Source organism: Pseudomonas sp. LRF_L74, from assembly GCF_965644255.1.
Lineage (GTDB): Bacteria > Pseudomonadota > Gammaproteobacteria > Pseudomonadales > Pseudomonadaceae > Aquipseudomonas.
This window is the reverse complement of record NZ_CBFFRH010000004.1, coordinates 420,413-441,499: the sequence shown is the minus strand read 5'-3', so window position 1 is coordinate 441,499 and position 21,087 is coordinate 420,413. Positions and strand designations below refer to the sequence as shown.

At 59.9% G+C, this 21,087-nt stretch carries 21 protein-coding genes and 2 pseudogenes; 9 read left to right on the top strand and 14 right to left on the bottom strand.

Annotated features, from left to right (window positions below; translation table 11 throughout):
* The first annotated feature begins 326 nt into the window (after window positions 1-326).
* The gene (locus ACSZPK_RS13390) at window positions 327-1,382 is read left to right on the top strand and encodes a sigma-54 interaction domain-containing protein (RefSeq protein ID WP_437881958.1); all 1,056 of its coding nucleotides are present in this window, start codon (window positions 327-329) and stop codon (window positions 1,380-1,382) included.
* 81 nt (window positions 1,383-1,463) lie between these two features.
* Here the strand turns inward: ACSZPK_RS13390 and ACSZPK_RS13385 are convergent, their stop codons facing one another.
* From ACSZPK_RS13385 to ACSZPK_RS13375, 3 genes are all read right to left on the bottom strand, one after another.
* On the bottom strand, window positions 1,464-2,060 hold the full coding sequence (locus ACSZPK_RS13385) for a nitroreductase family protein (RefSeq protein WP_437881957.1): 597 nt from the start codon (window positions 2,058-2,060) through the stop codon (window positions 1,464-1,466).
* 113 nt (window positions 2,061-2,173) lie between these two features.
* Entirely contained in the window at window positions 2,174-2,350 is a 177-nt protein-coding gene (locus ACSZPK_RS13380) for a hypothetical protein (RefSeq protein ID WP_437881956.1), read from the bottom strand.
* A gap of 139 nt (window positions 2,351-2,489) precedes the next feature.
* A complete protein-coding gene (locus ACSZPK_RS13375; RefSeq protein WP_437881955.1) occupies window positions 2,490-3,371 on the bottom strand; it encodes an acyltransferase in 882 nt (293 codons plus the stop codon).
* 147 nt (window positions 3,372-3,518) lie between these two features.
* Here ACSZPK_RS13375 and ACSZPK_RS13370 point away from each other — a divergent pair, with 147 nt between their 5' ends.
* The 6 genes from ACSZPK_RS13370 (at window position 3,519) to ACSZPK_RS13345 (ending at window position 9,600) form a co-directional block, all read left to right on the top strand.
* Entirely contained in the window at window positions 3,519-4,763 is a 1,245-nt protein-coding gene (locus ACSZPK_RS13370; RefSeq protein WP_437882014.1) for an HD-GYP domain-containing protein, read from the top strand.
* A 309-nt stretch (window positions 4,764-5,072) separates the two neighbouring features.
* The gene (creB, locus tag ACSZPK_RS13365; RefSeq protein ID WP_437881954.1) at window positions 5,073-5,759 is read left to right on the top strand and encodes a two-component system response regulator CreB; all 687 of its coding nucleotides are present in this window, start codon (window positions 5,073-5,075) and stop codon (window positions 5,757-5,759) included.
* A 5-nt stretch (window positions 5,760-5,764) separates the two neighbouring features.
* A complete protein-coding gene (gene creC, locus ACSZPK_RS13360; protein ID WP_437881953.1) occupies window positions 5,765-7,189 on the top strand; it encodes a two-component system sensor histidine kinase CreC in 1,425 nt (474 codons plus the stop codon).
* Between the two features lie 102 nt (window positions 7,190-7,291).
* Window positions 7,292-7,729 (top strand): CBS domain-containing protein, encoded by a 438-nt coding sequence (locus tag ACSZPK_RS13355; protein ID WP_437881952.1) that lies wholly within the window; start codon window positions 7,292-7,294, stop codon window positions 7,727-7,729.
* Window positions 7,730-7,892: 163 nt separating this feature from the next.
* Window positions 7,893-9,245 (top strand): cell envelope integrity protein CreD, encoded by a 1,353-nt coding sequence (gene creD / locus ACSZPK_RS13350; protein ID WP_437881951.1) that lies wholly within the window; start codon window positions 7,893-7,895, stop codon window positions 9,243-9,245.
* A gap of 49 nt (window positions 9,246-9,294) precedes the next feature.
* Complete coding sequence (locus ACSZPK_RS13345; protein WP_437881950.1) at window positions 9,295-9,600, top strand: hypothetical protein; 306 nt, start codon at window positions 9,295-9,297, stop codon at window positions 9,598-9,600.
* 126 nt (window positions 9,601-9,726) lie between these two features.
* Here the strand turns inward: ACSZPK_RS13345 and ACSZPK_RS13340 are convergent, their stop codons facing one another.
* The 9 genes and pseudogenes from ACSZPK_RS13340 to ACSZPK_RS13300 form a co-directional block, all read right to left on the bottom strand.
* A complete protein-coding gene (locus ACSZPK_RS13340; protein WP_437881949.1) occupies window positions 9,727-9,888 on the bottom strand; it encodes a hypothetical protein in 162 nt (53 codons plus the stop codon).
* A gap of 48 nt (window positions 9,889-9,936) precedes the next feature.
* Window positions 9,937-10,082: pseudogene (locus ACSZPK_RS13335) on the bottom strand (IS30 family transposase); the annotation flags it as partial.
* 83 nt (window positions 10,083-10,165) lie between these two features.
* Window positions 10,166-10,708, bottom strand: coding sequence for a phage tail protein (locus ACSZPK_RS13330; RefSeq protein ID WP_437881948.1), 543 nt, complete (start codon window positions 10,706-10,708; stop codon window positions 10,166-10,168).
* Window positions 10,709-10,743: 35 nt separating this feature from the next.
* Window positions 10,744-11,283: a phage tail protein gene (locus ACSZPK_RS13325; protein ID WP_437881947.1), complete on the bottom strand. Its 540-nt coding sequence runs from the start codon at window positions 11,281-11,283 to the stop codon at window positions 10,744-10,746.
* A 44-nt stretch (window positions 11,284-11,327) separates the two neighbouring features.
* On the bottom strand, window positions 11,328-11,999 hold the full coding sequence (locus ACSZPK_RS13320) for a phage tail protein (RefSeq protein WP_437881946.1): 672 nt from the start codon (window positions 11,997-11,999) through the stop codon (window positions 11,328-11,330).
* Between the two features lie 605 nt (window positions 12,000-12,604).
* A complete protein-coding gene (locus ACSZPK_RS13315) occupies window positions 12,605-14,557 on the bottom strand; it encodes an asparagine synthetase B family protein (protein ID WP_437881945.1) in 1,953 nt (650 codons plus the stop codon).
* A gap of 21 nt (window positions 14,558-14,578) precedes the next feature.
* A complete protein-coding gene (locus ACSZPK_RS13310; protein WP_437881944.1) occupies window positions 14,579-15,412 on the bottom strand; it encodes a sulfotransferase domain-containing protein in 834 nt (277 codons plus the stop codon).
* Complete coding sequence (locus tag ACSZPK_RS13305; RefSeq protein WP_437881943.1) at window positions 15,409-16,032, bottom strand: hypothetical protein; 624 nt, start codon at window positions 16,030-16,032, stop codon at window positions 15,409-15,411. The genes ACSZPK_RS13310 and ACSZPK_RS13305 overlap by 4 nt, the downstream gene beginning before the upstream one ends.
* Window positions 16,033-16,369: 337 nt before the next feature.
* Entirely contained in the window at window positions 16,370-16,648 is a 279-nt protein-coding gene (locus ACSZPK_RS13300; RefSeq protein ID WP_437881942.1) for a PqqD family protein, read from the bottom strand.
* 170 nt (window positions 16,649-16,818) lie between these two features.
* Between ACSZPK_RS13300 and ACSZPK_RS13295 the strand changes: the two are divergent.
* A pseudogene (locus ACSZPK_RS13295) lies at window positions 16,819-16,956 on the top strand (DNA repair protein RadA); the annotation flags it as partial.
* Window positions 16,957-16,976: 20 nt separating this feature from the next.
* Complete coding sequence (locus ACSZPK_RS13290) at window positions 16,977-17,723, top strand: hypothetical protein (RefSeq protein ID WP_437881941.1); 747 nt, start codon at window positions 16,977-16,979, stop codon at window positions 17,721-17,723.
* Window positions 17,724-17,732: 9 nt separating this feature from the next.
* On the opposite strand, the gene ACSZPK_RS13285 is transcribed toward ACSZPK_RS13290, so the two are convergent.
* Together ACSZPK_RS13285 and ACSZPK_RS13280 are read right to left on the bottom strand one after the other, a co-directional pair.
* Complete coding sequence (locus tag ACSZPK_RS13285) at window positions 17,733-18,347, bottom strand: glutathione S-transferase family protein (protein WP_437881940.1); 615 nt, start codon at window positions 18,345-18,347, stop codon at window positions 17,733-17,735.
* 115 nt (window positions 18,348-18,462) lie between these two features.
* On the bottom strand, window positions 18,463-20,877 hold the full coding sequence (locus ACSZPK_RS13280; protein WP_437881939.1) for a TonB-dependent siderophore receptor: 2,415 nt from the start codon (window positions 20,875-20,877) through the stop codon (window positions 18,463-18,465).
* Window positions 20,878-21,087 lie beyond the last annotated feature (210 nt).

The following is a 21,087-nucleotide window of genomic DNA, read 5'->3' as shown; positions in this document are numbered from 1 at the left end:
CCCAGCTTGTCTCGTGGCTGTCGTGTCGTGGGCGACTCGTGCTGGTGAGGTCGCACGAGGACTATCGCAACAACCGTACCGGGTCGTTAGGGCGCGCGATATAAAGACTTAACTGGTTGAAACCAATGAACTTTCATTTCTCGGAAAGTTATTCAGGAAGTCCCCTGGTTACTGCTCTGGCAACAATGGCTGCTGCTGGCTTGCTGCTCTGGAAGCAATGAACTGTTTATATTTATATTGAATATATAAATAAGTATTTAAGATTTTTTTTATATAAATAGATCGTGCACCATGGTGCTCTCCATGCTCCACACGGGTTCGCCGATATGTCTCTGATCACCCACCCCCAGGCCCGCGAACTGACCAAGTCGGTGCGCGCCACCGTGTTGGTGTTCAAGGACCCGCGTTCCCAGGAATTGCTCAACCGTATCGAGCGGCTGGCGCCCAGCGAGGCGAATGCGCTGATCATGGGCGAGACCGGGACCGGCAAGGAACTGGTGGCGCGCCATGTGCACCACCTGAGTCGCCGATACCAGGCGCCGTTCGTCGCGGTGAACTGTGGCGCCTTCCCGGAAAGCCTGGTGGAGAGCGAACTGTTCGGCCACGAGAAAGGCTCCTTCACCGGGGCCACCAGCAACAAGGCGGGCTGGTTCGAGGCCGCCAATGGCGGCACGTTGTTCCTCGATGAGATCGGCGACCTGCCGCTGTCCATGCAGGTCAAGCTGCTACGGGTGCTGCAGGAGCGCGAGGTGGTGCGGCTGGGCTCGCGTACGCCGATTCCGATCGACGTGCGGGTCGTGGCGGCGACCAACGTCAACCTGGCCGACGCGGTGGTGGCGGGGAATTTCCGCGAGGATCTGTTCTACCGCCTGCACGTCGCCACCATCCGTCTGCCGCCGCTGCGCGAGCGGCCTGGCGATATCCTGCCGCTGGCCGAGTTCTTCGTGAACGAACATTGCCAGCGCCTGGGCTACCAGCGCGCCAGCCTCAGTCCCGAGGCCGAGCGCAAGCTGTTGATGCACAACTGGCCGGGCAATATCCGCGAACTGGAGAACGCCATCCACCACGCGCTGCTGGTGTGCCGCAACCAATTGGTGCAACCGGCCGACCTGCACCTGGCGGAGATGCGCTCCGGTGCTGCCGGCCAGCGGCTTGATGCGTCCGTCCAGGGCATCGGCGCCGCGGTACCGGACGTGAGCCTGGAGGCGGCGCTGCATGCGTTGTACGAGAAGAACCTGCCGGACCTCTACGAGCATATCGAGGAAGTCCTGTTCCGCACGGCCTATCGTTTCTGCCATGGCAACCAGTTGCAGACCGGGCGCCTGCTTGGTATCAGCCGCAATATCGTGCGGGCGCGGCTGGAGAAGTTCGGCGAGCTGTAAGCCGCTGTCGACCCCGGCAAGGTGCGCAGTGCGTCTCGCGGGATTGCAACTGCCGCCGGAAGCACCGGCGGCGGCCGCGTTTCAGAGGATATCGCTACGGAACCGCCCTTCGGCGGCCAGCTTGTGCAGTGGTTCACGCTGGCTGGGCTGTTCGCGCTTGCGCAGGTCTTCCGGCAGGGTGTCCGGGCTGGCCAGGTGTCCGATGGCGACGGCGGCCTGGAACTCGTAGTCCTCAGGCACTTCCAGGGCGATGCGCGCGCGTGCCGCGTCGAAGCCGCCCATGCCGTGGCTGACCAGGCCGTCATGGGCTGCCTGGTTGGCCAGGTTGGCCCAGGCCGCGCCAGCGTCGAAGGCGTGGCTGGGGAAGGGCGCCGGCTGCTCTTTGCCGGGGGCGACGAAGGTGCGCTTGGAGAGCACGAACAGCAGCGCCGAGGCATTGGCGGCCCAGCGCTGGTTGAAGGGCAGCAGCAGGTCGAGGAAGGTGTCCCATTCGGCGCTGCCGCGCAGCGCGTAGAGGAAGCGCCAGGGTTGCGCGTTGTACGCCGAGGGCGCCCAGCGTGCTGCTTCCAGCAGGTTGTCGAGTTGCTGGCGGGTGATCGGCTCGCCGCTGAAGGCGCGGGGCGACCAGCGCTCGGCGAACAGTGGGTTGATTGGGTGTTCGGGGTGACGAGTGCTCATTGAAGCTCCTGGTTTTTCCTTGGGGAAGGTTGGGCAAGGGTGACGGCCATATTCGACGTGCCGCGCCGGGCAGGCGGTGGTGGCGCATGGCCGTGTGGAATGCCCGCTGTCTGTCAGCTGGGTACTTTCAAACCGCGTTCCAGCGCCGGACGGGCGAGGAACGCCGGGGGGAACGGCTCCTGGGTGTCGAAGCCGGCCTTGTGTGCCTCGTAGCGCGAATAGGGCTGGAGGCGTTCAGGGTGTGGCGCGGGCCATTCGCGGGTGATGAGGAGCGGGTCCAGAGCGGTCATTTATGATCCTGTGGCGCAAGCCGGGAAGCGTCGAGATTAACCGAAAGAGGCGGCTTTGGGCGCTTGGCCCGGGCCGCTTTGCTGGGCGATTGCGCTATATCGTTATGCCTTTCGAGAACAGCGTAGGAGGACGGGCCTGCTAGCCCCGAAGTCGCTCTATTCGCTCGTCCTTGTCCCGCCATAGCTGGCCAACCCAGTCCTGCAGATGCTGGCGAAAATGTGCATTGTGCTGGTAATCGCCGGCCCACAGGGCTGGGTCGAGTGGCTGACTGCGGATGTCGATGATCACCCAGGGCACCTGGCCGCTGATCAGGGCCCAGAAGCCGGGCGCCTTGCCGTCCGGGTAGACCAGGGTAACGTCGAGCAGGGCGTCCAGCTGCGGGCCCATGGCGGCCAGTACGAATGCCACGCCTCCCGCCTTGGGCTTGAGTAGATGGCGGTAGGGCGCGTTCTGCTCGGCCTGCTTGGCGGGCGTGAAACGGGTGCCTTCGAGGAAGTTGACGATGGTCACGTGCAGGTCTTTGAAGCGTTCGCAGGCCGCGCGGGTGATGGCCAGGTCCTTGCCTTGCAGGTGTGGATGCTTCGCCAGATACGCCTTCGAGTAGCGTTTCATGAAGGGGTAGTCCAGGGCCCAGAACGCCAGGCCGAGAAACGGCACCCAGATGAGTTCCTGCTTGAGGAAGAACTTGAAATAGGGCGTCTTGCGATTGAACGCCTGGACCAGCGCGGGAATGTCGACCCAGGACTGGTGGTTGCTGATGACCAGGTAGGAACTGTCCGGTCGCAGGCTTTCACCGCCGCGGATGTCCCAGCGCGTCGGCGTGAGGGCCGCGAAGATCAGCTTATCGATCTCCGCCCAGGTTTCCGCCACCCACATCACGCCGTGCGAGCAGGCTGTCTTTAGCCGTTTGCCGGGCATCGCCAGCTTGAGCAGGGCGAGCAGCAGCAAAGGGCCTATCAGCAGCAACGTGTTGATCAGGATCAGCAGGAGGATGAGGCAAGCGTTGAATAGTCGACGCATGGCAGGTCCACTCGACACGAAAACGGCCCTCATCATAACCAAGCGTCATCGGCTTTCATGCAGCGGACATTGGACTACTGGCACTATGCCGGTGCTGTGATGCGTGATTATGATGCTCCAACCAATGCTGCAATGGTCGCATCCATAGTGCTCAAACGTATCGCGGTGTCCGAGTTGTGCCTCGGCATGTACATCCATGAGTTCTGTGGCTCATGGATGGATCATCCGTTCTGGAAAGGCAGTTTCCTGCTCAAGACCGAACGGGATTTGCAGCGCATCCATGCTTCCGATATCAGCGAAGTCTGGATCGATGCCGACAAAGGCGTGGATATCGCCCCTGGCCAGGCCAGCCAGTCGGTCGAGGAAGTCAGTGCCGAGGCCGAGGCACGCCTGTTGGCGGCGGGGAGCCGGATGCCGCCTGCGCGCGTGCCCCTGGACCAGGAACTGGAGAGGGCGCAGAAGCTTTGTGCCCGTTCCAAGGCCGCCATCGTCGAGATGTTCAGCGACGCACGCATGGGCCAGGCGGTGCGCCTGGATCAGGTCGGCTCGCTGGTCGAGGAGATTTCCGAGTCGATCCTGCGTCATCCCAACGCCTTGATCAGCCTGGCGCGCCTGAAAACCTCCGACGAATACACCTACATGCATTCCGTGGCCGTCTGCGCGCTGATGATCGCCCTGGCCCGGCAGTTGGAGTTGCCCGACGAGCAGGTGCGCGAGGCCGGAATCGCCGGCCTGCTGCACGATGTGGGCAAGATGGCCATTCCGGATGCCATCCTCAACAAGCCCGGACGCCTGTCGGATGCCGAGTTCAGCACCATGCGCAGTCATCCCGAATCCGGTGGCCGCCTGTTGCTGGAGAGCCGGCAGGTCAGTGCGCTGGTCCTGGACGTGTGCCTGCACCACCACGAAAAAATGGACGGCAGCGGTTATCCCCATCGCCTCGCGGGCGAGCAGATCAGCCTGTTCGCGCGCATGGGCGCGGTTTGCGATGTGTACGATGCGATCACCTCCGATCGTCCCTACAAGAAAGGCTGGGACCCGGCCGAGTCGATTCGCAAGATGGCCGAGTGGAAGGGACATTTCGACGAGCGGGTGTTCCAGGCGTTCGTCAAATCCGTCGGCATCTACCCGGTCGGCGCCTTGGTGCGGCTGGAGAGCGGGCGCCTGGGCGTGGTGCTGGAACAGCATGCCCAGTCGTTGCTGACGCCGCGGGTCAAGGTGTTCTTCTCGGCGCGTTCGAAAGTGCCCATCGCCCAGGAAGTGATCGATCTGGCGAAGCTGGTCGGGCGCGATCGCATCGTCGGGCGCGAGTCCGCGGAGGAGTGGGGCTTCAAGCATGTCGAGGAGCTGTGGCTGGGAATCGATACGCGAGGCGGGGCGCTGTTCGGATAAGGCCGCGACGGGGCCGGCCGTCTGCACGCGTGCGGCGCTTCGATACGATTGCTTGAACGAAAGCGCAGCGTGGCGAGTCGATTGACTGGCCTACCCACTTCGCGAGGAGTATCGCCATGCAGGACTTGGTCGCATGGGGTGTTCTGCTGTTGCTGTTCGTTTCCGGGCTTTACGTCACCCGTGGTTACTCGTTTCGGATCAAGGAAAAGCATTGAGCGTCGGCGAGGGCGCTACGGCATGAGCCTTGATTGACTCTCGGCCCCGGCATCGGGCACCGTTGCCGCTTCTGTATGCCGATGCACGGATGCCATGCCGCACATTCTGATTGTCGAAGACGAAGCCGCGATTGCCGATACCCTGATCTACGCCCTGCAGGGCGAGGGCTTCACCACGGCCTGGTTCAACCTTGCCGAGGCCGCCTTGGCGCATCAGCAGCAGGCGCCTGCCGACCTGATCATCCTCGACGTGGGCCTGCCGGACATTACCGGCTTCGAGGCCTGCAAGCGCCTGCGCCGCTTTTCCGAGGTGCCGGTGCTGTTCCTCACGGCGCGCAATGCCGAGATCGATCGCGTGGTCGGCCTGGAGATCGGCGCCGACGATTACGTGGTCAAGCCCTTCAGCCCGCGTGAAGTGGCCGCGCGGGTCAGGGCCATCCTCAAGCGCATGGCGCCGCGCGTGGTTGAGCCGGCGAACCGTGCGGTTGGACCGTTCCGGGTCGACGAGCAGCGTGTGCTGATCCATTACCGCGAGCAGGCATTGGCCCTGACCCGCCATGAGTTCCGCCTGTTGCAGGCGCTGCTCGGCCAGCCGGAGCGGGTGTTCAGTCGCGAGCAGTTGCTCGACGCCCTGGGTGTGCCCAGCGATGCCGGCTACGAGCGCAACGTCGACAGCCACATCAAGAGCCTGCGCGCCAAGTTGCGGCTGGTCGCGGCGGATGCCGAACCGATCCAGACCCATCGTGGCCTCGGCTACAGCTACAGCCCTCGGGACGCGTGATCGCCATGCCATTGGGCATTCGCATTTTCCTGGTCTATTTCCTGTTCGTCGGCCTGGCCGGCTGGTTCGTGCTCAGCACGGTGATGGACGAAATCCGCCCCGGCGTGCGCCAGTCCACCGAGGAGACGCTGGTCGATACCGCCAACCTGCTGGCGGAAATCCTCAAGGACGACGTGAAGAACGGCAAGTTGGCCGACAGCCGCCTGCCGACCCTGCTCGAGGCCTATGGCCGGCGCCAGCCGCGGGCGCAGATCTGGGGCGTGGAAAAACAGGCGGTCAACCACCGCATCTACGTCACCGATGACAAGGGCATCGTCCTGCTCGACTCCAGCGGCCAGGCGGTCGGCCAGGATTACTCGCGCTGGAACGATGTCCACCTGACCCTGCGCGGTGAATACGGTGCCCGTTCGACCCGCGAAGATCCGGCCGATGAAGACAGCTCGGTGATGTACGTGGCAGCCCCGATCAAGGAGGGCGGGAAGATCATCGGTGTGGTTTCCGTGGCCAAGCCGAACAAGACCCTGCAGCCCTACATCGAGCGTTCCCAGCGGCGTCTGGCCTGGCTTGGCGCTGGCCTGATCGGCCTCGGCCTGCTGATTGGCGCGGCGCTGTCGTGGTGGCTCAGCGGCTCGCTGCGCAAGCTGACCCGCTACGCACGGGCCGTCAGCGCTGGCGAACGCGCGGAGCTGCCCGCATTGCGCGGCGGCGAGCTGACCCAACTGGCCGAGGCGGTACAGAAGATGCGCACCGAGCTGGAGGGCAAGGCCTACGTCGAGCGCTACGTGCATACCCTGACCCATGAGCTGAAAAGCCCGCTGGCCGCCATTCGTGGCGCCGCCGAGCTGCTCGAAGGCGAGATGCCGGTCGAGCAGCGCCAACGCTTCGTCGGCAACATCGCCAGGGAGAGCGAGCGTTTGCAGCAACTGATCGAGCGACTGCTCAACCTGGCCGTGGTCGAACAGCGCCAGGGGCTGGAAGAGCGTGTCGAAGTGGGCCTGCGTGACCTGGTCGAGGAACTGCTCCAGGGGCAGGCCGCGCGGATCCAGGCCGCCTGCCTGCAGGTTGGTAACGACATCGCGCCGGACTGCACGGTCAGTGGCGAGGCGTTCCTGCTCGGCCAGGCGCTCGCCAACCTGCTGGAGAATGCGCTGGACTTCACACCGCCCGCCGGGCGTTTGGTCTTTTCTGCCGAGCGTCACGAAACCTACACCGAGCTTCGACTGTTCAACCAGGGCGAGCCCATTCCCGAATTTGCCCTGCCGCGCCTGTGCGAGCGCTTCTACTCGTTGCCGCGCCCGTCCAGTGGGCGCAAAAGCACCGGCCTGGGGTTGAATTTCGTCGAAGAGGTGGCCGGCCTGCATGGCGGCGAGTTGCGTATCGGCAATGTCGACGGTGGCGTGCTGGTACGGCTGCGCCTGCCCAGCGGCTGATCTGGATACGACGACGTCCGTCGCCGCGACGCCACGGGGGCTCGGCAGGCCAGGGCGGCTCTGCTAAAACGATGACAGGTCCACCCGTCGAGCCCGATAACAATGAAAAACGTCGCCGAAGTCCTTCGCACCAAGCCGTCCGCTGCCGTGTTCAGCGTTTCTCCCGATACCTCCGTGATCGAAGCCGTTCGCCTGCTGGCGGAGCATGGCATCGGTGCGCTGGTGGTACTCAGCCAGGGCCGCCGCCTGGCGGGCATCGTCAGTGAGCGGGATTACGTGCGCAAAGTCGCCTTGCTGGAGCGCTCGGACTTTCAGTCGCGCGTCTCCGAGATCATGACCGCCAAGGTCATCACCGTCAGCCCTTCGGACAGCGTGGCGCACTGCATGCAGTTGATGACCGACCATCGTTTGCGCCACCTGCCGGTGCTCGCCGACGGTGAGTTGATCGGCATGTTGTCCATCGGCGACCTGGTCAAGCACACCATCGCCGAGCAGGCCGGGCTGATCAGGCAACTGGAGCAGTACATCCGTGGGGAATAGGGCAGGCGCAAGACAGAGCCAGTACGGCCGGGGCTTTTAACTCGAAACTTGCGGCTTGAGGCTCGCCACTCCACACAACCTCCACGCACTCTCCATACAACCCGCATCCAGCCTCCATCCGCGCGGCCCAGGCTCTCCTCATCGAAACCAGAGGAGAGTTCCCATGCATCGCAACCTGGCAATCAAGCTGGCGGTGGTCGCCCTGCTGATCATGCTGTTGATGATTCCCATCCTGATGATCGACGGCATGATCGGCGAGCGGCAGTCGCTGCGCGATGACGTGCTGCAGGACATCGCCCGCAGTTCCAGCTACCAGCAGAAAATCACCGGGCCGCTGCTGGTCGTGCCCTACCGCAAGACCGTGCGCGAATGGAAGACCAACGACAAGACCGGTGTGCGTTATCAGGAAGAGCGCGAGTATCGCGGCCGCCTGTATTTCCTGCCGGACCGTTTTGCCCTGAGCGGCGATGCCACCACCGAGTTGCGCGCCCGTGGCATCTACCAGGCACGGCTGTATGAGAGCAACAACCAGGTCAGCGGTCACTTCCAGTTGCCGGCGCATTACGGCATCACCGAGAACGTCGCCGACTACCGTTTCGAACAGGCCTTCCTGGCCGTGGGCATCAGCGACATACGCGGTATCCGCAACGACCTCAAGCTGCGCCTGGGCGAGAAGGAATATGGCTTCGAGCCAGGGACCAGCGAGCAACTGCTTGGCGATGGCGTGCATGCGCCGTTGCCGGTGCTGCCGGCCGATAGCGAGCAGACGCTGGACTTCGCCTTCGACCTGCAACTGCAAGGCACCGGCCAGCTCGACGTGACGCCGGTCGGCCGCGAAAGCGTGGTCGACCTGAAAGCCGACTGGCCGCATCCGAGCTTCATCGGCGAATACCTGCCCAACACCCGCGAGATCCGCAACGACGGTTTCACCGCCCACTGGCGGACCAGTTTCTTCGCCACCAACATGCAAGAGGCACTGGATGCCTGCGTGGCGCAGAACGATTGCTCCAGCTTCCAGAATCGCCACTTCGGCGTCAGCTTCATCGACCCGGTGGACCAATACCTGAAGAGCGACCGGGCGATCAAATATGCGCTGCTGTTCATCGCCCTGACCTTCGCCGGCTTCTTCCTCTTCGAAGTGCTCAAGCGCCTGGCGGTGCACCCGGTGCAGTACGGTCTAGTCGGCCTGTCCCTGGCGTTGTTCTACCTGTTGCTGCTGTCGCTTTCCGAACACATGGCCTTCGGCCTGGCCTATGCCTTGGCGGCCAGCGGCTGCGTGACCCTGATCGGTTTCTATGTCAGCCATGTGTTGCGCAGCTGGACCCGCGGTGCCGGCTTCACCGCAGGCCTGGCCGCGCTCTACGCGATGCTCTACGCCCTGCTCAACGCCGAGGACTACGCGTTGCTGATGGGCTCGTTGCTGGTCTTCGGCCTGCTTGCCAGCGTGATGGTGCTGACCCGCAAGCTCGATTGGTACGGCATCGGCAAACCAAGCGTCGCCCCGCAACCTGAATGATTCGACAAAAGCGGGCAGGGCGCTTGCCCGGCCCGCCGGGAGACAACCCATGATGCGTTTACTGATGCAGTTCGGCGCCTGCTGCGCCCTGGGCGTGGTGGTGGCGATGCTGGTGCTGGTCGGCCTGATGTTCCTGGGCTATTTCGATGTGATCCACGGCCTCAACCTCAGCGGCAAGCCGCTGGCGAGCCTGATGCTGGCGGCGTTGCCAGATGGCTTCTGGCACGGCCTGACCGGGGTGCATGACGCGGCTAACAACGCCAGTGTGCAGTCGTTCCTGCAATTGTGCGTGGCGATGGCCCAGGCGGCGCTGGTGCTTGGCTTCGTCTTCCATCGCCTGTGGTACCGGGCATGAGCGGCCGGGTGGGGTTGCGTGAGGACACGCGTATCGGCCAATGTTTGGCGCAGCGTATCGCCTGGTTGTTCGTCGAGGCGCGTGAGGCGGCACGGTCGCCATTGAAGCGACAGCGACGCAGGGGCGTTATAGGCTGCGCAGATGGCGGCAGGTAATTTTCAGACCGCGCAGATGCCGAGACCATCTCGCGTGACGGCGCGAGCCCGAGGCGCCGTCGCGCACCAGGGTATGATCGTCGATCAGGCCGCCGCGTTCGGCGAGCTCCGAGGCCAATTGTTCGATGGCCAAAGACCGCCTCAGGGGGAGCCGCAGCGAAGGGTACAAGTCATGGGCGATACGCCGCTCCACACTGCCAACGCCCGGTCTGCGCGTTGCCTTGCTTTGACGCAAAAGAGGATCAGGTTCGGCCGACCAGCAGGGTAGGCATGGATCGCGTTATGAGTCGTCTCGCGACTGACGTAGACATCTCTGAGGCTAGGTAGGCAAGTGATCTTGCCTACCTAGTGATGAGGGCGCTCATGGCCAGATAGCTTGCCGGCCACACACTGCACGGCCTGGAACGTGATCAGGGCCTGATAGGAAACTCTCCGTCGTAGCAGATGATGTAGTTCATGACCAAAAATGGCTGCCGATTTTCATGGGCGCCTCCTGTGCCTACCGAGGATATTGCCGTCGAACTCATCGGGACCAAGGGGGTTGTCTGTGTGGTATAGCTTTTGTCTGTTGCTACAGGGCTGCGGCCTATATACGTGTTATTGCCCGGGGTGCTGGTATAGCCCGCTGCACCTGCTGTGGATCTGCCCGCAAGCAAGGTGTGGTCATGTGGCGGAATCTGGTTGGTATTCAAGGTGACGGTGGGCGTGCCATAGGTTTGTGCAAGCACTCGGAGTGTCAGTCCTGCGCCCTGGCCTTGACAGGCGGCTGTTTTGCCGCGCAGATCCGGTAGATTGAAGTTGGTTCTTCCATCACCCCCAAATTTGTTGGTGATGATGGCAAACAGTGCTTGATACTGTGAAACCAACAGTGACTGACCATTACATAACAGCCACCCGGCTGGTGCCCAGGCCCAGGGTACGATTCGGATTTCGCCGATATATGCATCATCCATGTCATTCTCCGCTTATATCTGTAATGTCCGGTCTGCTATTGGAGGTTGGGAAATAGGCCTACTGTACAAATGATGTAATTCAATACCAGTGTTGGCATATTGTTATCGTGGCTTGCTCCGCCGCCAGGTGCCGGTTGTAGAGCTGCGTCGTTTAATGCAATCGTTGAGAATCCCGTAGCAGTAGAGAGCTGATAAAACGGATTGAGGGTAGTCCCGAGAAGAGGGTTCCCCAGCGGACTAGTCTGGTTGGCTGCGGTCTGGGTTGCATTGACGGTGTGGGTATGTGCAGGCAGATTGGCGACGGTGAGCGTGACCGTTTCTGCACCTACGCTCTGCCCTATGGTGTAGGTGCTGGGGGTAGCGGCACTAGGGCCTGTGCCGATGTGCAAGGGCAGTCGACCGCGAAGATCGGGAAGCTTGAAGTTGGTGCGGCCATCGCCACCGTAGGTGATGCCGATCAGTGTGAACAGGGCTTCATTACCGCTGATGGTGAGGGTTGATCCATCGCATAGCGACCAGCCACTCGGAGCAAAGTCCCCGGCAAATATGCGAATCTGACCCAGGTAAGCGTCCATATTGCTTCCTTTATGTTCATGATTGTCGAGTTATCGGTGTGGTTTCACCAGGATCGTTGCGGGTATAGCCCGACAGTGGCAATGCAGAACTGCAGTGCCATGGAGGGTTGTCGATTCTCATGTGGCTTGTTGCTGCCCGTTACACTCACACTGCCAGAGGCAAGCGGCTGGAGGTTTGCGCTGCCGGGTGCGTAAATATTGCTAATGGACTGGCTGAGCAGATTACCTGACGGGGCATTGGTTTCTGGCGCAAGATTTACTGCCATAAGAGGGTGGGTGTGCGGAGGAATTGCGCTGACTGTCAGCGTAACACCCTCTTCGCCTGCAGCAAGCCCCATCGTGTAATCGTAGGGTGGTGCTGCTTGGTGGCCCTGGCCGACAATAACCCTGCCCCGCAAGTCGGGGAGGCCAAAGGTTGTTTTGCCATCGCCACCATAGGTTATTGTCAGTAACGAATAGAGTGCTGCGTATTGGGTAATGGGGAGGAGTTGACCATTACAAGGCAGCCAGCCTTGTGGCGTTCTGTCGAATGCAAAAAGGCTTATTTCGCCAACAAATGGATCCATCTTGTCATCCTTGAATAGAACCGCCAGCGATAGCGCATCGTCTCTTGACAGGAAATATACCTTGCATTTGGCGATTCGGCCCGCTTCCTGCTGGCAGTAGTGACTGTTGAGAATTGCTGTGCATCGCCATTTTTCATAAGCGTGCAGCATTTCTTTGTCATGCCTCTTTGGGTAAGTCAATGTTTTTTTCTGCCGATTCTTTGTTGATTTTTTCGTTTTCTGTGATAGGTGACAGTTGGAATTGACTCGGCTGGATGTGGAGGCATGGAGGCGACGCTTGCCTTGGCGTTGATGTTGATGTTGAAGTCTATGTACGATCTAAGTGGTACAGGTGGGCGATGGCTGCTTAAATGGTTGTGCCAGTGAATGGTTATAGTGTTTCACTCCGCCAATCTGTCCAGGAGACAGATTGGCAGATGAATGGGGCTCAGGTAATTGCTGCTTTGTCGATGTGATGGGGTCTTCGTCGAGGTGGGGTATTGCGATTCAAGTGTGTTTCAATAAAAGGGAATGAGTGATGACTTCAAGCGCGAAATCTACTGTGGAAGATGATGTGGAGGTTGCTGGCGTCCGTAAGCCGTGGCTGATGCCAGTTGTCGAGGTGCATGATGTAGAGACCCTCACCATGGCAAATGGTGGAACAGGTGCCGATGGCCCATCTAGCAGCCACAGCTAGAATCTTGAGTGTATTGCCTCCTGCGGGTATTGCTGGTGGGAGGTAATGACGTATGCGTGTCCTGGTCCGATGCTGGTCTTCAGGGAATAGCTTGTCTTTCTTTGTCGAGCGCGTTTCGCAAGAAGTGTCCGGCAGCAATGCAGCGCAATAACCGGGTGTAGGTGAAAGCGTTATTCTCATTGTGGTTCTTCGAGAAGTTGGACAGTTGTTTTTCCATCCATTCAACGTCTAATAGCTGTTCGATTTCAGGGCTGTTTTTCTGTTGCTGGATTTCTTGAAGAAGTTGGCGCTGTTCGGCTGCAACGCAAAGTTGCCAGTCCGCTCCCTGCACGCCCTTAACCCGCGAGGAAATGATTTCCTGGGGCCAGTAGCGTTGCATCGCTCGGCGGAGCAGCCAGCGATCAGTATCGTTATGCCTGTATTGTTCTACCGGTATCGCCTGGCAGTAGCGAATGAGCCGGATGTCGGCGGTCGGGTCGCGTAGATCAATCCCTGCAAGCGCGAGTATGCCCTTGTTCAACTCAGCAGGATCATTTTTCCTGAGAAGGTTCGCGCGCCACATTCGGCTTTCCGTATAGGTGGATTGAATGTTCTGGTGTTTGTCTAGTTTTTGAAGATGCCTGCGCAAGTGTGGGTGTCTATTTAGCATGGACGGGTTAATGCCAGCGCTAAGCGAGTTTTGTACGGGTTTCTTGTACAAGAATTTTTCTAGAAGCTCTTGAATAGATACTGGCATGGAGGGCATGAGCATGTCGCGTATGATGGCAAGCTTGCGTCGGCTGCTCTTGTCTTTTAGTCGCCAGTAAAGTTGCTGAAGCAGTGCCTCATTTTTTTTGTCTCTGAGCAAACTATTTAAAATATGACTTCCATGGTAGCTGATGGTGAAGTTTCCAAGTTCTCCCGTCAGGAGTGTTGTTGCGCCATGTTTTGCAGCAAGTTGAGCGATGGTGGTGTAGTACAAGAGATTGATTACGTTTATTGCAGGGCGGTTACATGACGTAAACATCTGTTGCAGCATGTTGATAATGCTTTGATCGTCAGTTCTGACCAAATGATGTTGGATGTTGGGGAATAGTCGCGAAATTTGGGCCGCTCGTGGGCCTTCGTCCAGGACGCGGTTGTATTCAGGGGGCAAGCCTGAAGGATTGGGTATCGAGGTAAATGCATGGACGCTTTGGCCTGCGTCTTGTAGTTGGTGTGCGGCAATGCTGGTGATTGTTGAGCTGTCAAAGCCTGCGCTTAGTTGAGTGGCAATGCTGCCGCTTGAGCGAAGACGGCAGCGCACGGCTTCTTTCAATACGTCCAGAAAACCCTCTACGTAGGCGTCATCGGACTTGAATTGAATGCGCTCCTCTGTTGGCGGGCGCCAATATTCTCGCGTGTGAAACTTTCCGTCTGCACAAAGCGTTGCACAATGCCCCGGAAGTAAGCGGTTGATTCTGGAGAAATAGCTGTTATCGGCGCTGTCTGGCAGCAGACATAACGAATGTCGTACCCGCTCTTGATCTGGTGCCATTGGCACATCAGGCAGGGCCAGGAGCCCGGCTGGCATGCTGGCAAAAGCAAACGCGCTGTTGCCTTGATGGTAGAACAGCGGGCGCCTGCCCATGTGGTCACGGGCAAGAAACAGGCTGTGCTGCTGTTTGTCCCACACGGCAAAGGCAAAATCGCCTATCAGGTGATCCAGCAGCTGTTGTTCCCATTTCTCATAGGCGGCCAGCAACACATCCGCGTCAGCCATGACCTCCAGGCGGACAAGGGAAATCCCCAGCTTATGGGCGAGTTCTGAGCGGTTGTCCAGACGGACATCGGCTACCAGTACAAACTTGCCATTGCCGCCATGCAGGGGTTGATGGTCGTACTGGTCTTCCGGTAGCAGTCTGGTCAGGCGGCTGCCCAGAGCCACGCGCGGTTCATTCCACAATCCTTGTGCGTGGCGGCCATAGGGTTCCAGAGCCGCCTGAACGATACAGCAGCGCCTGCTGGCATCGGGGAACTGATCTAGCTGAATAATGCCGCAGATAGTGCTCATCGTTGGTCCTTGCGCTCCTTCTCAGAGATATCCCAGGCGTTGCATCACAGGGCCATGAGCGTGTTCGATTTTGGCAATCTGGGTTAGGGTGAGGGTGTCTTTCCAGCCCCCTGCTTTGCCTGAACGGAAAAAGCGTCTATCTGGTGCCAGAACCTCTTTGAAGCCGCTTTGTGTTTCCTGTTTGTTCAGTTCGCTGAAACGGGTGTTTTGGGCCGCTTGTTCATAGATGTCCATGGTTTTTTCAAGCCCGACATGGCGGGCGATCAGCGCCCCTTGTTGGACGGGGTTGGCCATCATGTCCTCGTAGCGCACCAATAGCGGGGAGGGCGTGGCTTGATCAAGCCAGCTTTCCACGTGCTGGCTCCAGGTGCGTAACGGCTGTCGAGTCGTGGGGGTAAATCGTACGAGGCTGGAGCCAAGGCATGCATCGGCAGAGGCCATCTTGTCGATGGCATAGTCGATTGATTTTCCGATGTGGTGGGCAAAGGATATGGCGACATCACGTGGGTCGCGCACAATATAGATACTGGCCTGGGTCAGTTCCGGGGGGAAGAGTGGTTGCCCGTTGCTGTTAAGTAACCATGCATCATGGGCTTTGTGGAGTGTTATGCGGTTGACGGTGGTGCTATAGGCTGTCATCGCTGCTGGACGCGCCAGTATAATCTCTTCCGGCGTGAGATCCGCTGTGGCCATACCGAGCAAATCATCCAGGAAATAGCGTGACGACGGCTGCGTGACGACGTCCAGTCGATTGATGTCTATGGGGCGACCGTCTTGTTTGACGCTACTCAGAAACGCCCTGACCCAGGTATTGCCAGACTTGGGATAAGAGGCCAACCAGATGAAGGCGCTCATGACAGGACCGTTTTCTCGATAAGGTTGATAACACTGTCCAGGTGCGAGAGATCATCCGGGCGGTTTATAACCATCACGGGGACAGTGCTGACCAATTGTCCCAGCTGTTTGAAGTATGTGCGCTCCACTCCCGTTAGTTGAGATAGCTTGCGTCGGTAAATATGTGGACGAAGCTGGGCCAGCGCGCTGATTTTATCCAGCGATGACAGGGCGCTAGAGGCAACATGGCTGCGGGGCGCTAGAATAATGATGGCTTGCAGCGGTGTGGGGGTACTGTTGAAGTTTGATCCAGTTGGGTAATGAAACTTTTGCAGGCCGGTTCTAACTTTGTTCAGATCATCTGTCTGGATGTCCATGGCATGAGCGGCGTCCTGCCACAGCTTTAGAGCGGGAAAGCTGGGCTGTATCTCTGCTTTTACTGCATCGACAACGCTGATGTCGTCGCACAGCAACTGATGGCCGCGCTTGATCAGTGCTGCGGCGCTGGTTGATTTTCCTGCGCCGGATTTGCCCACCAGGGTGACAGCCGCATCACCTATCTTTATAGAGGCTCCGTGCAAGGGTAAGACTTGCCGTTGGTGGCAGATGAATCCTAATGCCGGGCCCAGCAGGAAAGTCATGATTTCCCCTGGTGTGGTTTCATCCGCCGTTTCTATGGTGATGTGCCGCCCTGCCGATACCAGAATGGATAATGTGGTGCCTATGCGTATGAGGGCCTGTTCATTGGTATAGAGGGTTACAAACGGGCTGGAGAACAAGGTTGGCTGGTCGACAGGGGGAATGGGGGCATGTGTGACATGGATATCCGGTGTCGAGTGTGGTGAGTCAAGGGCGGTTATCAATGGCAAAGGTCTGTCTGAGCGTAGGTGCCATCCGCATAATGAATAATCATGCATAATGTGTCTTTCAATCCAGTATCGTGTTTGACAGCGTGCATTGCGGGCGAGACGTTGATCTTTAATCGTCAACTACTATCAGTTGATGTTCTGCCAGCACCGTTATGAGTTTGCATACATCGGCCTGTATGGTTTCCAGGTTCGCGTCATAGGCGTTGGACAAGGCGTTGCATAGATCAGCCAACAGCGGGTAAGTGTCGAGTCGGTTCCAGATATCCGTACTGATGTCATCAAAGGCAAAGTATTTCCCGCAGTTGTTCCCCAGTAGAATGACTTTGCCATCAATTTCTGACGTGAGTTGATCTTGTCGCTTGGTGATCCGGGCGTTGAGTGAAAGCATGCGTTATATTCCCGTCATATACGAGTCTTCTACAAAATCATAAGGGCTGCCGAGTTGCGTGGCGTTCAGAGCAGAACCTGTACCCGTATAAATTCCTGTTTTTAACATGAAACGTGTCGTTCATGCTGCTCGATGCTGTTGCCGTATCACCAGGGCATCCTCCCGCCTGGTCCATGTTGCTCGTCGTGCTGTATCGCCATGGCGGCATCTCTACCTGCGATCAGGACGTGTTCTTCAACGTGGTCGGCGTGGACAAGGTGTTGGAAACCGCCGCCGACCTCGCGCTAAGGATTAGAATCCCGCCTTCGTCATCTCAGGATGCCTCGTCGTGAAAAAAGCAACCGCCTGCCTGTCATTGATCGTCATCCTCTGGGCAGGACAGGCTTCGGCCTGCTTCCCTTCGCTGGCGGGCCTGTTGCAGGAAACCTTCGGCGCCACTGCGCCCGCGCTGGACGAGGTGGTCTGCAAGGTCTGGCCGGCACGCCCGGAACTGGCGTTGCTGGCCGTACCGATGCCCCGTGCCGATTTCGGCGACTACGGCGAGACCGACCTGCAACTGCTGGTGGTCGAGGTGCGCAGTGGCAAGGTCGTGCAGCGGCGGCTCGAATACAACCTGCTCGACTGGGACGCCATCGCCGTCAGCGAGGTTGCCTTCGATACCGCGCCCTATCGCCTGCAAGGCGACGATCTGGCGTTCGGCGTTCGTATCACGCGGGCCAACCACTCCCGCGTCAACCCGTTCAGCGAGTCATCGTTGAACCTCTACCTGCCGCAGGGCAAAACGCTCAAGCCTGTGTTGCGCGCGCTGATGGTCGAGCGTCGCCAGGGCGAGTGGGATGACCGTTGCGAGGGCGACTGGACGACGCGGGCGCTGACTGTCGGTGTCGAGGCGCGGCGCAACGAGGATGGCCTGCGCCAACTGCTGGTGAAAGAGGTGCGCACCTACAGCCGCGACGAACCCGGCAAGGGCGGCAATTGCCGGACCGTGGCAAAGCGCACCGATCGTGAACGCTACCGCCTCACCTCCAGCAATGGCGAATACCAGGTGCCGGAGGCGATTCGCACGTTGCAGTGATTGCAGGGTTCAGGCCGGCTCGCTTGCGAGGAGCGACGGGCGCTGGCCGACCTGTGCGTACCACGTAGCCAATCGCGGATAGCGCTCGCGCCAGCCCTGGCCCAATTGACGGAAATCCAGGTAGCCGAGGGCGCAAGCCAGGCCGATGGCGACGCTGTCGAAGCGCTCGGCCAATTCGTCGCTGGCCAGCTCGAAATGCGCCAGGCCCCGTTCGATCTTGCCGGCCTGTGCGGCGACCCAATCGTCCCAGCGTTTTTCCTCGGGGCGCAGGAAGGTTTCGTAGCGAGTCAACACGGCGGCATCGAGCATGGCGTCGGCCAGGGAGCTGAGCGTCAGGCGTCGCCAGCGTTGCGACCCCTGGGGATAAAGCGATTCGCCGTCATGCAATTGATCGAGGTATTCGAGGATCACCCGGCTGTCGTGCAGCACTTCTCCATTGCCCAGGCGCAACGCGGGAATCTTGCCGGCTGGGTTGCTGCCCAGCACCTCGCCGTGGGGCGTGACCGGACTGTGCGGCACGTTGACCACCTCGACCTGCCCGGCCAGGCCGGTCTCGTGCAGCATGACCACCACCTTGCGGGCGAAGGGCGAAGCGGTATTGGCGAACAGGGTCATGGACGGCATGGCGAACTCCAGTCGAGGCGAGTCCGCGAGACTTCCAGATTTCGCTGGCGGGGGCAACAGGGGAAAAGACGAAGGCCGCCCTGGGTCGGCGGCCTTCGACTGGTTCAGAGGGGGCTTACCACTTGTAGTTGACGCTGGCGATGACGCTGCGCTGGTCGCCGTAGTAGCAGTAGTAGCCGTCACAGGTTGAGATGTAGTCCTTGTTGAGCAGGTTGGTTGCGTTCAACGCGACCGATGCTCCGTCCAGAGTATTGTTCAGGCGTCCGAGATCGTAGTGCAGCGCCGCATCGAACACCGTGTAGGAGTCGGCATGACCGAGCCAGGAGTTCGCCTGGTCGCCGAACGTATTGCCGGTGTAGCGCGCACCGGCGGCCACGCCGAAACCGTCGAGCACGCCGTTGTTCCAGGTGTAGTCAGCCCAGAGCGAGGCTTGCCGATTGGGCATCAGTTGCAGGCGATTGCCTTTGTACTCGCCATCCTGCACTTCGGATTTAGCTTGGGTGTAGTTGGCGATCACCTTCAGGTTTTCGGTGACATTGCCCACCGCTTCCAGTTCCAGTCCCTTGACCTTCACTTCGCCGGTCTGGCTGGTGACATTGATGCCACCGACGTTGTTGGTAACCGATACGTTTTTCTGCGTGAGGTCATAGAGGGCGGCAGTGAACAGGATGTTGCTGCCCGGCGGCTGATATTTGAGCCCCAGTTCCCACTGCTTGCCTTCGGTGGGCTTGAAGGAATCCGTTGGCGAGGCGGTGGCGTTGCTGACTGGTTGGAAGGACTCGGCATAGGAAAGGTACGGCGCGAAGCCGGAGTCGAAGATATAGCTGATGGCGGCGTTGCCGCTGAATGCCTTGTCGCGCTCGGTGTTGGTCGCATCGTCCTTGTTGAAGAATTTGGTGCCGGTGTGTACCCAGTCCTCGCGGCCGCCAAGGGTCAGGCGCCAGTTGTCGAGGGCCATTTGATCTTGGACGTAGAGGCCGGTCTGGAGCGTCTTCTGATCATAGTCGTAGTACGCAGCGGATCGCGCAGGACGGGATATCTGCTGGCCATATACCGGGTTGGTGACATTGACGTTAGGCACTTGGCCGAAGATCGACAGGTAGTTAGTGTTGTTGCGCTGGTGGTCGAGACCGATCAGCAAGGTATGGGAAATATTGCCTGTGACGAAGTCGCCCTGGAAGTTGTTGTCGACTGCAAACTGGCTGATGTCTTCATCAACATTGGTAGAGCTGCGGCCAGTATTGCCATTGTCATCGACGACGTACCCATAGGCGGCATAGGCCGGAATATAGCTGTTGACGGTGATGCTCTGGAACGACAGGTCGGACTTGGTGTAGCGCAGGTTCTGACGGAACTGCCAGGTATCGTTGAAGCGATGCTCGAAGGCATATCCCAGCGCGTAATAGGTGCGGTCATAGAACTCGTAGTCCGGATCGCCGAGGTTCTTGTGGTGGGAAATCTTGCCGAACGGCATGTCGATCTTGGTGCCCTGGATCGGCAGGAACTGGCTGGTGGTACCGGTATCGTCGCGGGTGAACTGCGAGAGGAACGTCAGGCGGGTATCGGGATCGATGTTCCACGTCAGGCTGGGGGCAATGTTGTAGCGCTTGTTGTCGATGTGGTCGACCTGCGTGTCGCTGTCGCGAACGGCACCGCTGACGCCATAAAGGAACTGGCCTTGCTCGTCGATCTTGCCGGTGCTGGCGAAGTTGATCTGGCGATGGTTGTCGCTTCCGTATTGAAGTTCGACTTCATGGTTGGACTCGGCGCTCGGGCGACGGCTGACCATATCCAGTAGCCCGCCGGGCGGCGTTTGGCCATACACCGACGAGGCCGGGCCACGCAGCAGTGCCAGCCGATCGAGGTTCCAGGTTTCCGGCTTCGGATTGGCGTACACCCCCCTGGGCAATGGCAGGCCATCGAGGAAATGGGTTGGTTCGAAGCCGCGTACACGCATCCAGTCGTAGCGGGTGTCGCTGCCGTAGCTGCTGGAGACGATCCCCGGCATGTACTTCACCGCATCATCGAGGCTGTGCACGTTGCGGTCCTGCAACTGTTCTCGGGTGGCGACGGAGATGGAGCGCGGCGTTTCGGCCAGCGCGGTATCGGTCTTGGTCCCTGCCGCGGTGCGCTTGACCAGATAGCCCGTCGTCGGCCCCCAGGCGGACTCCGTCTGACTGGTCGCGTTCACATCGGTTTCCGGCAGTGCCACGGCGCCCTGTTTGACCGGCGCCAGGCTGTAGGTCCCGGCATTGCTCTGTACCAACTGCAGGCCACTGCCTTGCAGGGCGCGGCTCAGGGCTTCGAGGGGGGCGAGCTCGCCGCTGACGGGCTGGGCCGTCTTGCCGGCCGTGAGGCCGGGGTCGATGCTCAGAACGATGCCGGCTTCGCTGGCGATCTTGTTCAGCGTGCTGGCCAGCGGCGCTGCGGGGAGTTGGTAGGTCTCGGCCTGGGCGTTCAACGCCAGGCTGGCGAAAGCTATGGAGGCTGCCAGCAGGCTGGGGCGCAGCAGTGGAAGTGAGCGGGACATTGGGCATATCTCCTGTGGATAACGGATCTCGATGCCCTAATGCCGAAGCAGATTCGAAAAGTGACAGGGGCGGCGAAAAATATTTTCCGCCGCCCCTGCCGTCGACAGCACTGCGCATGACACGGTCATACGGGCAGAGGCCCTGCCGACATCGCGGACATGGGCCGTGGCCTAGCTTCGGCACCCCGCGAGCCGTTGGCTCGCTACGTC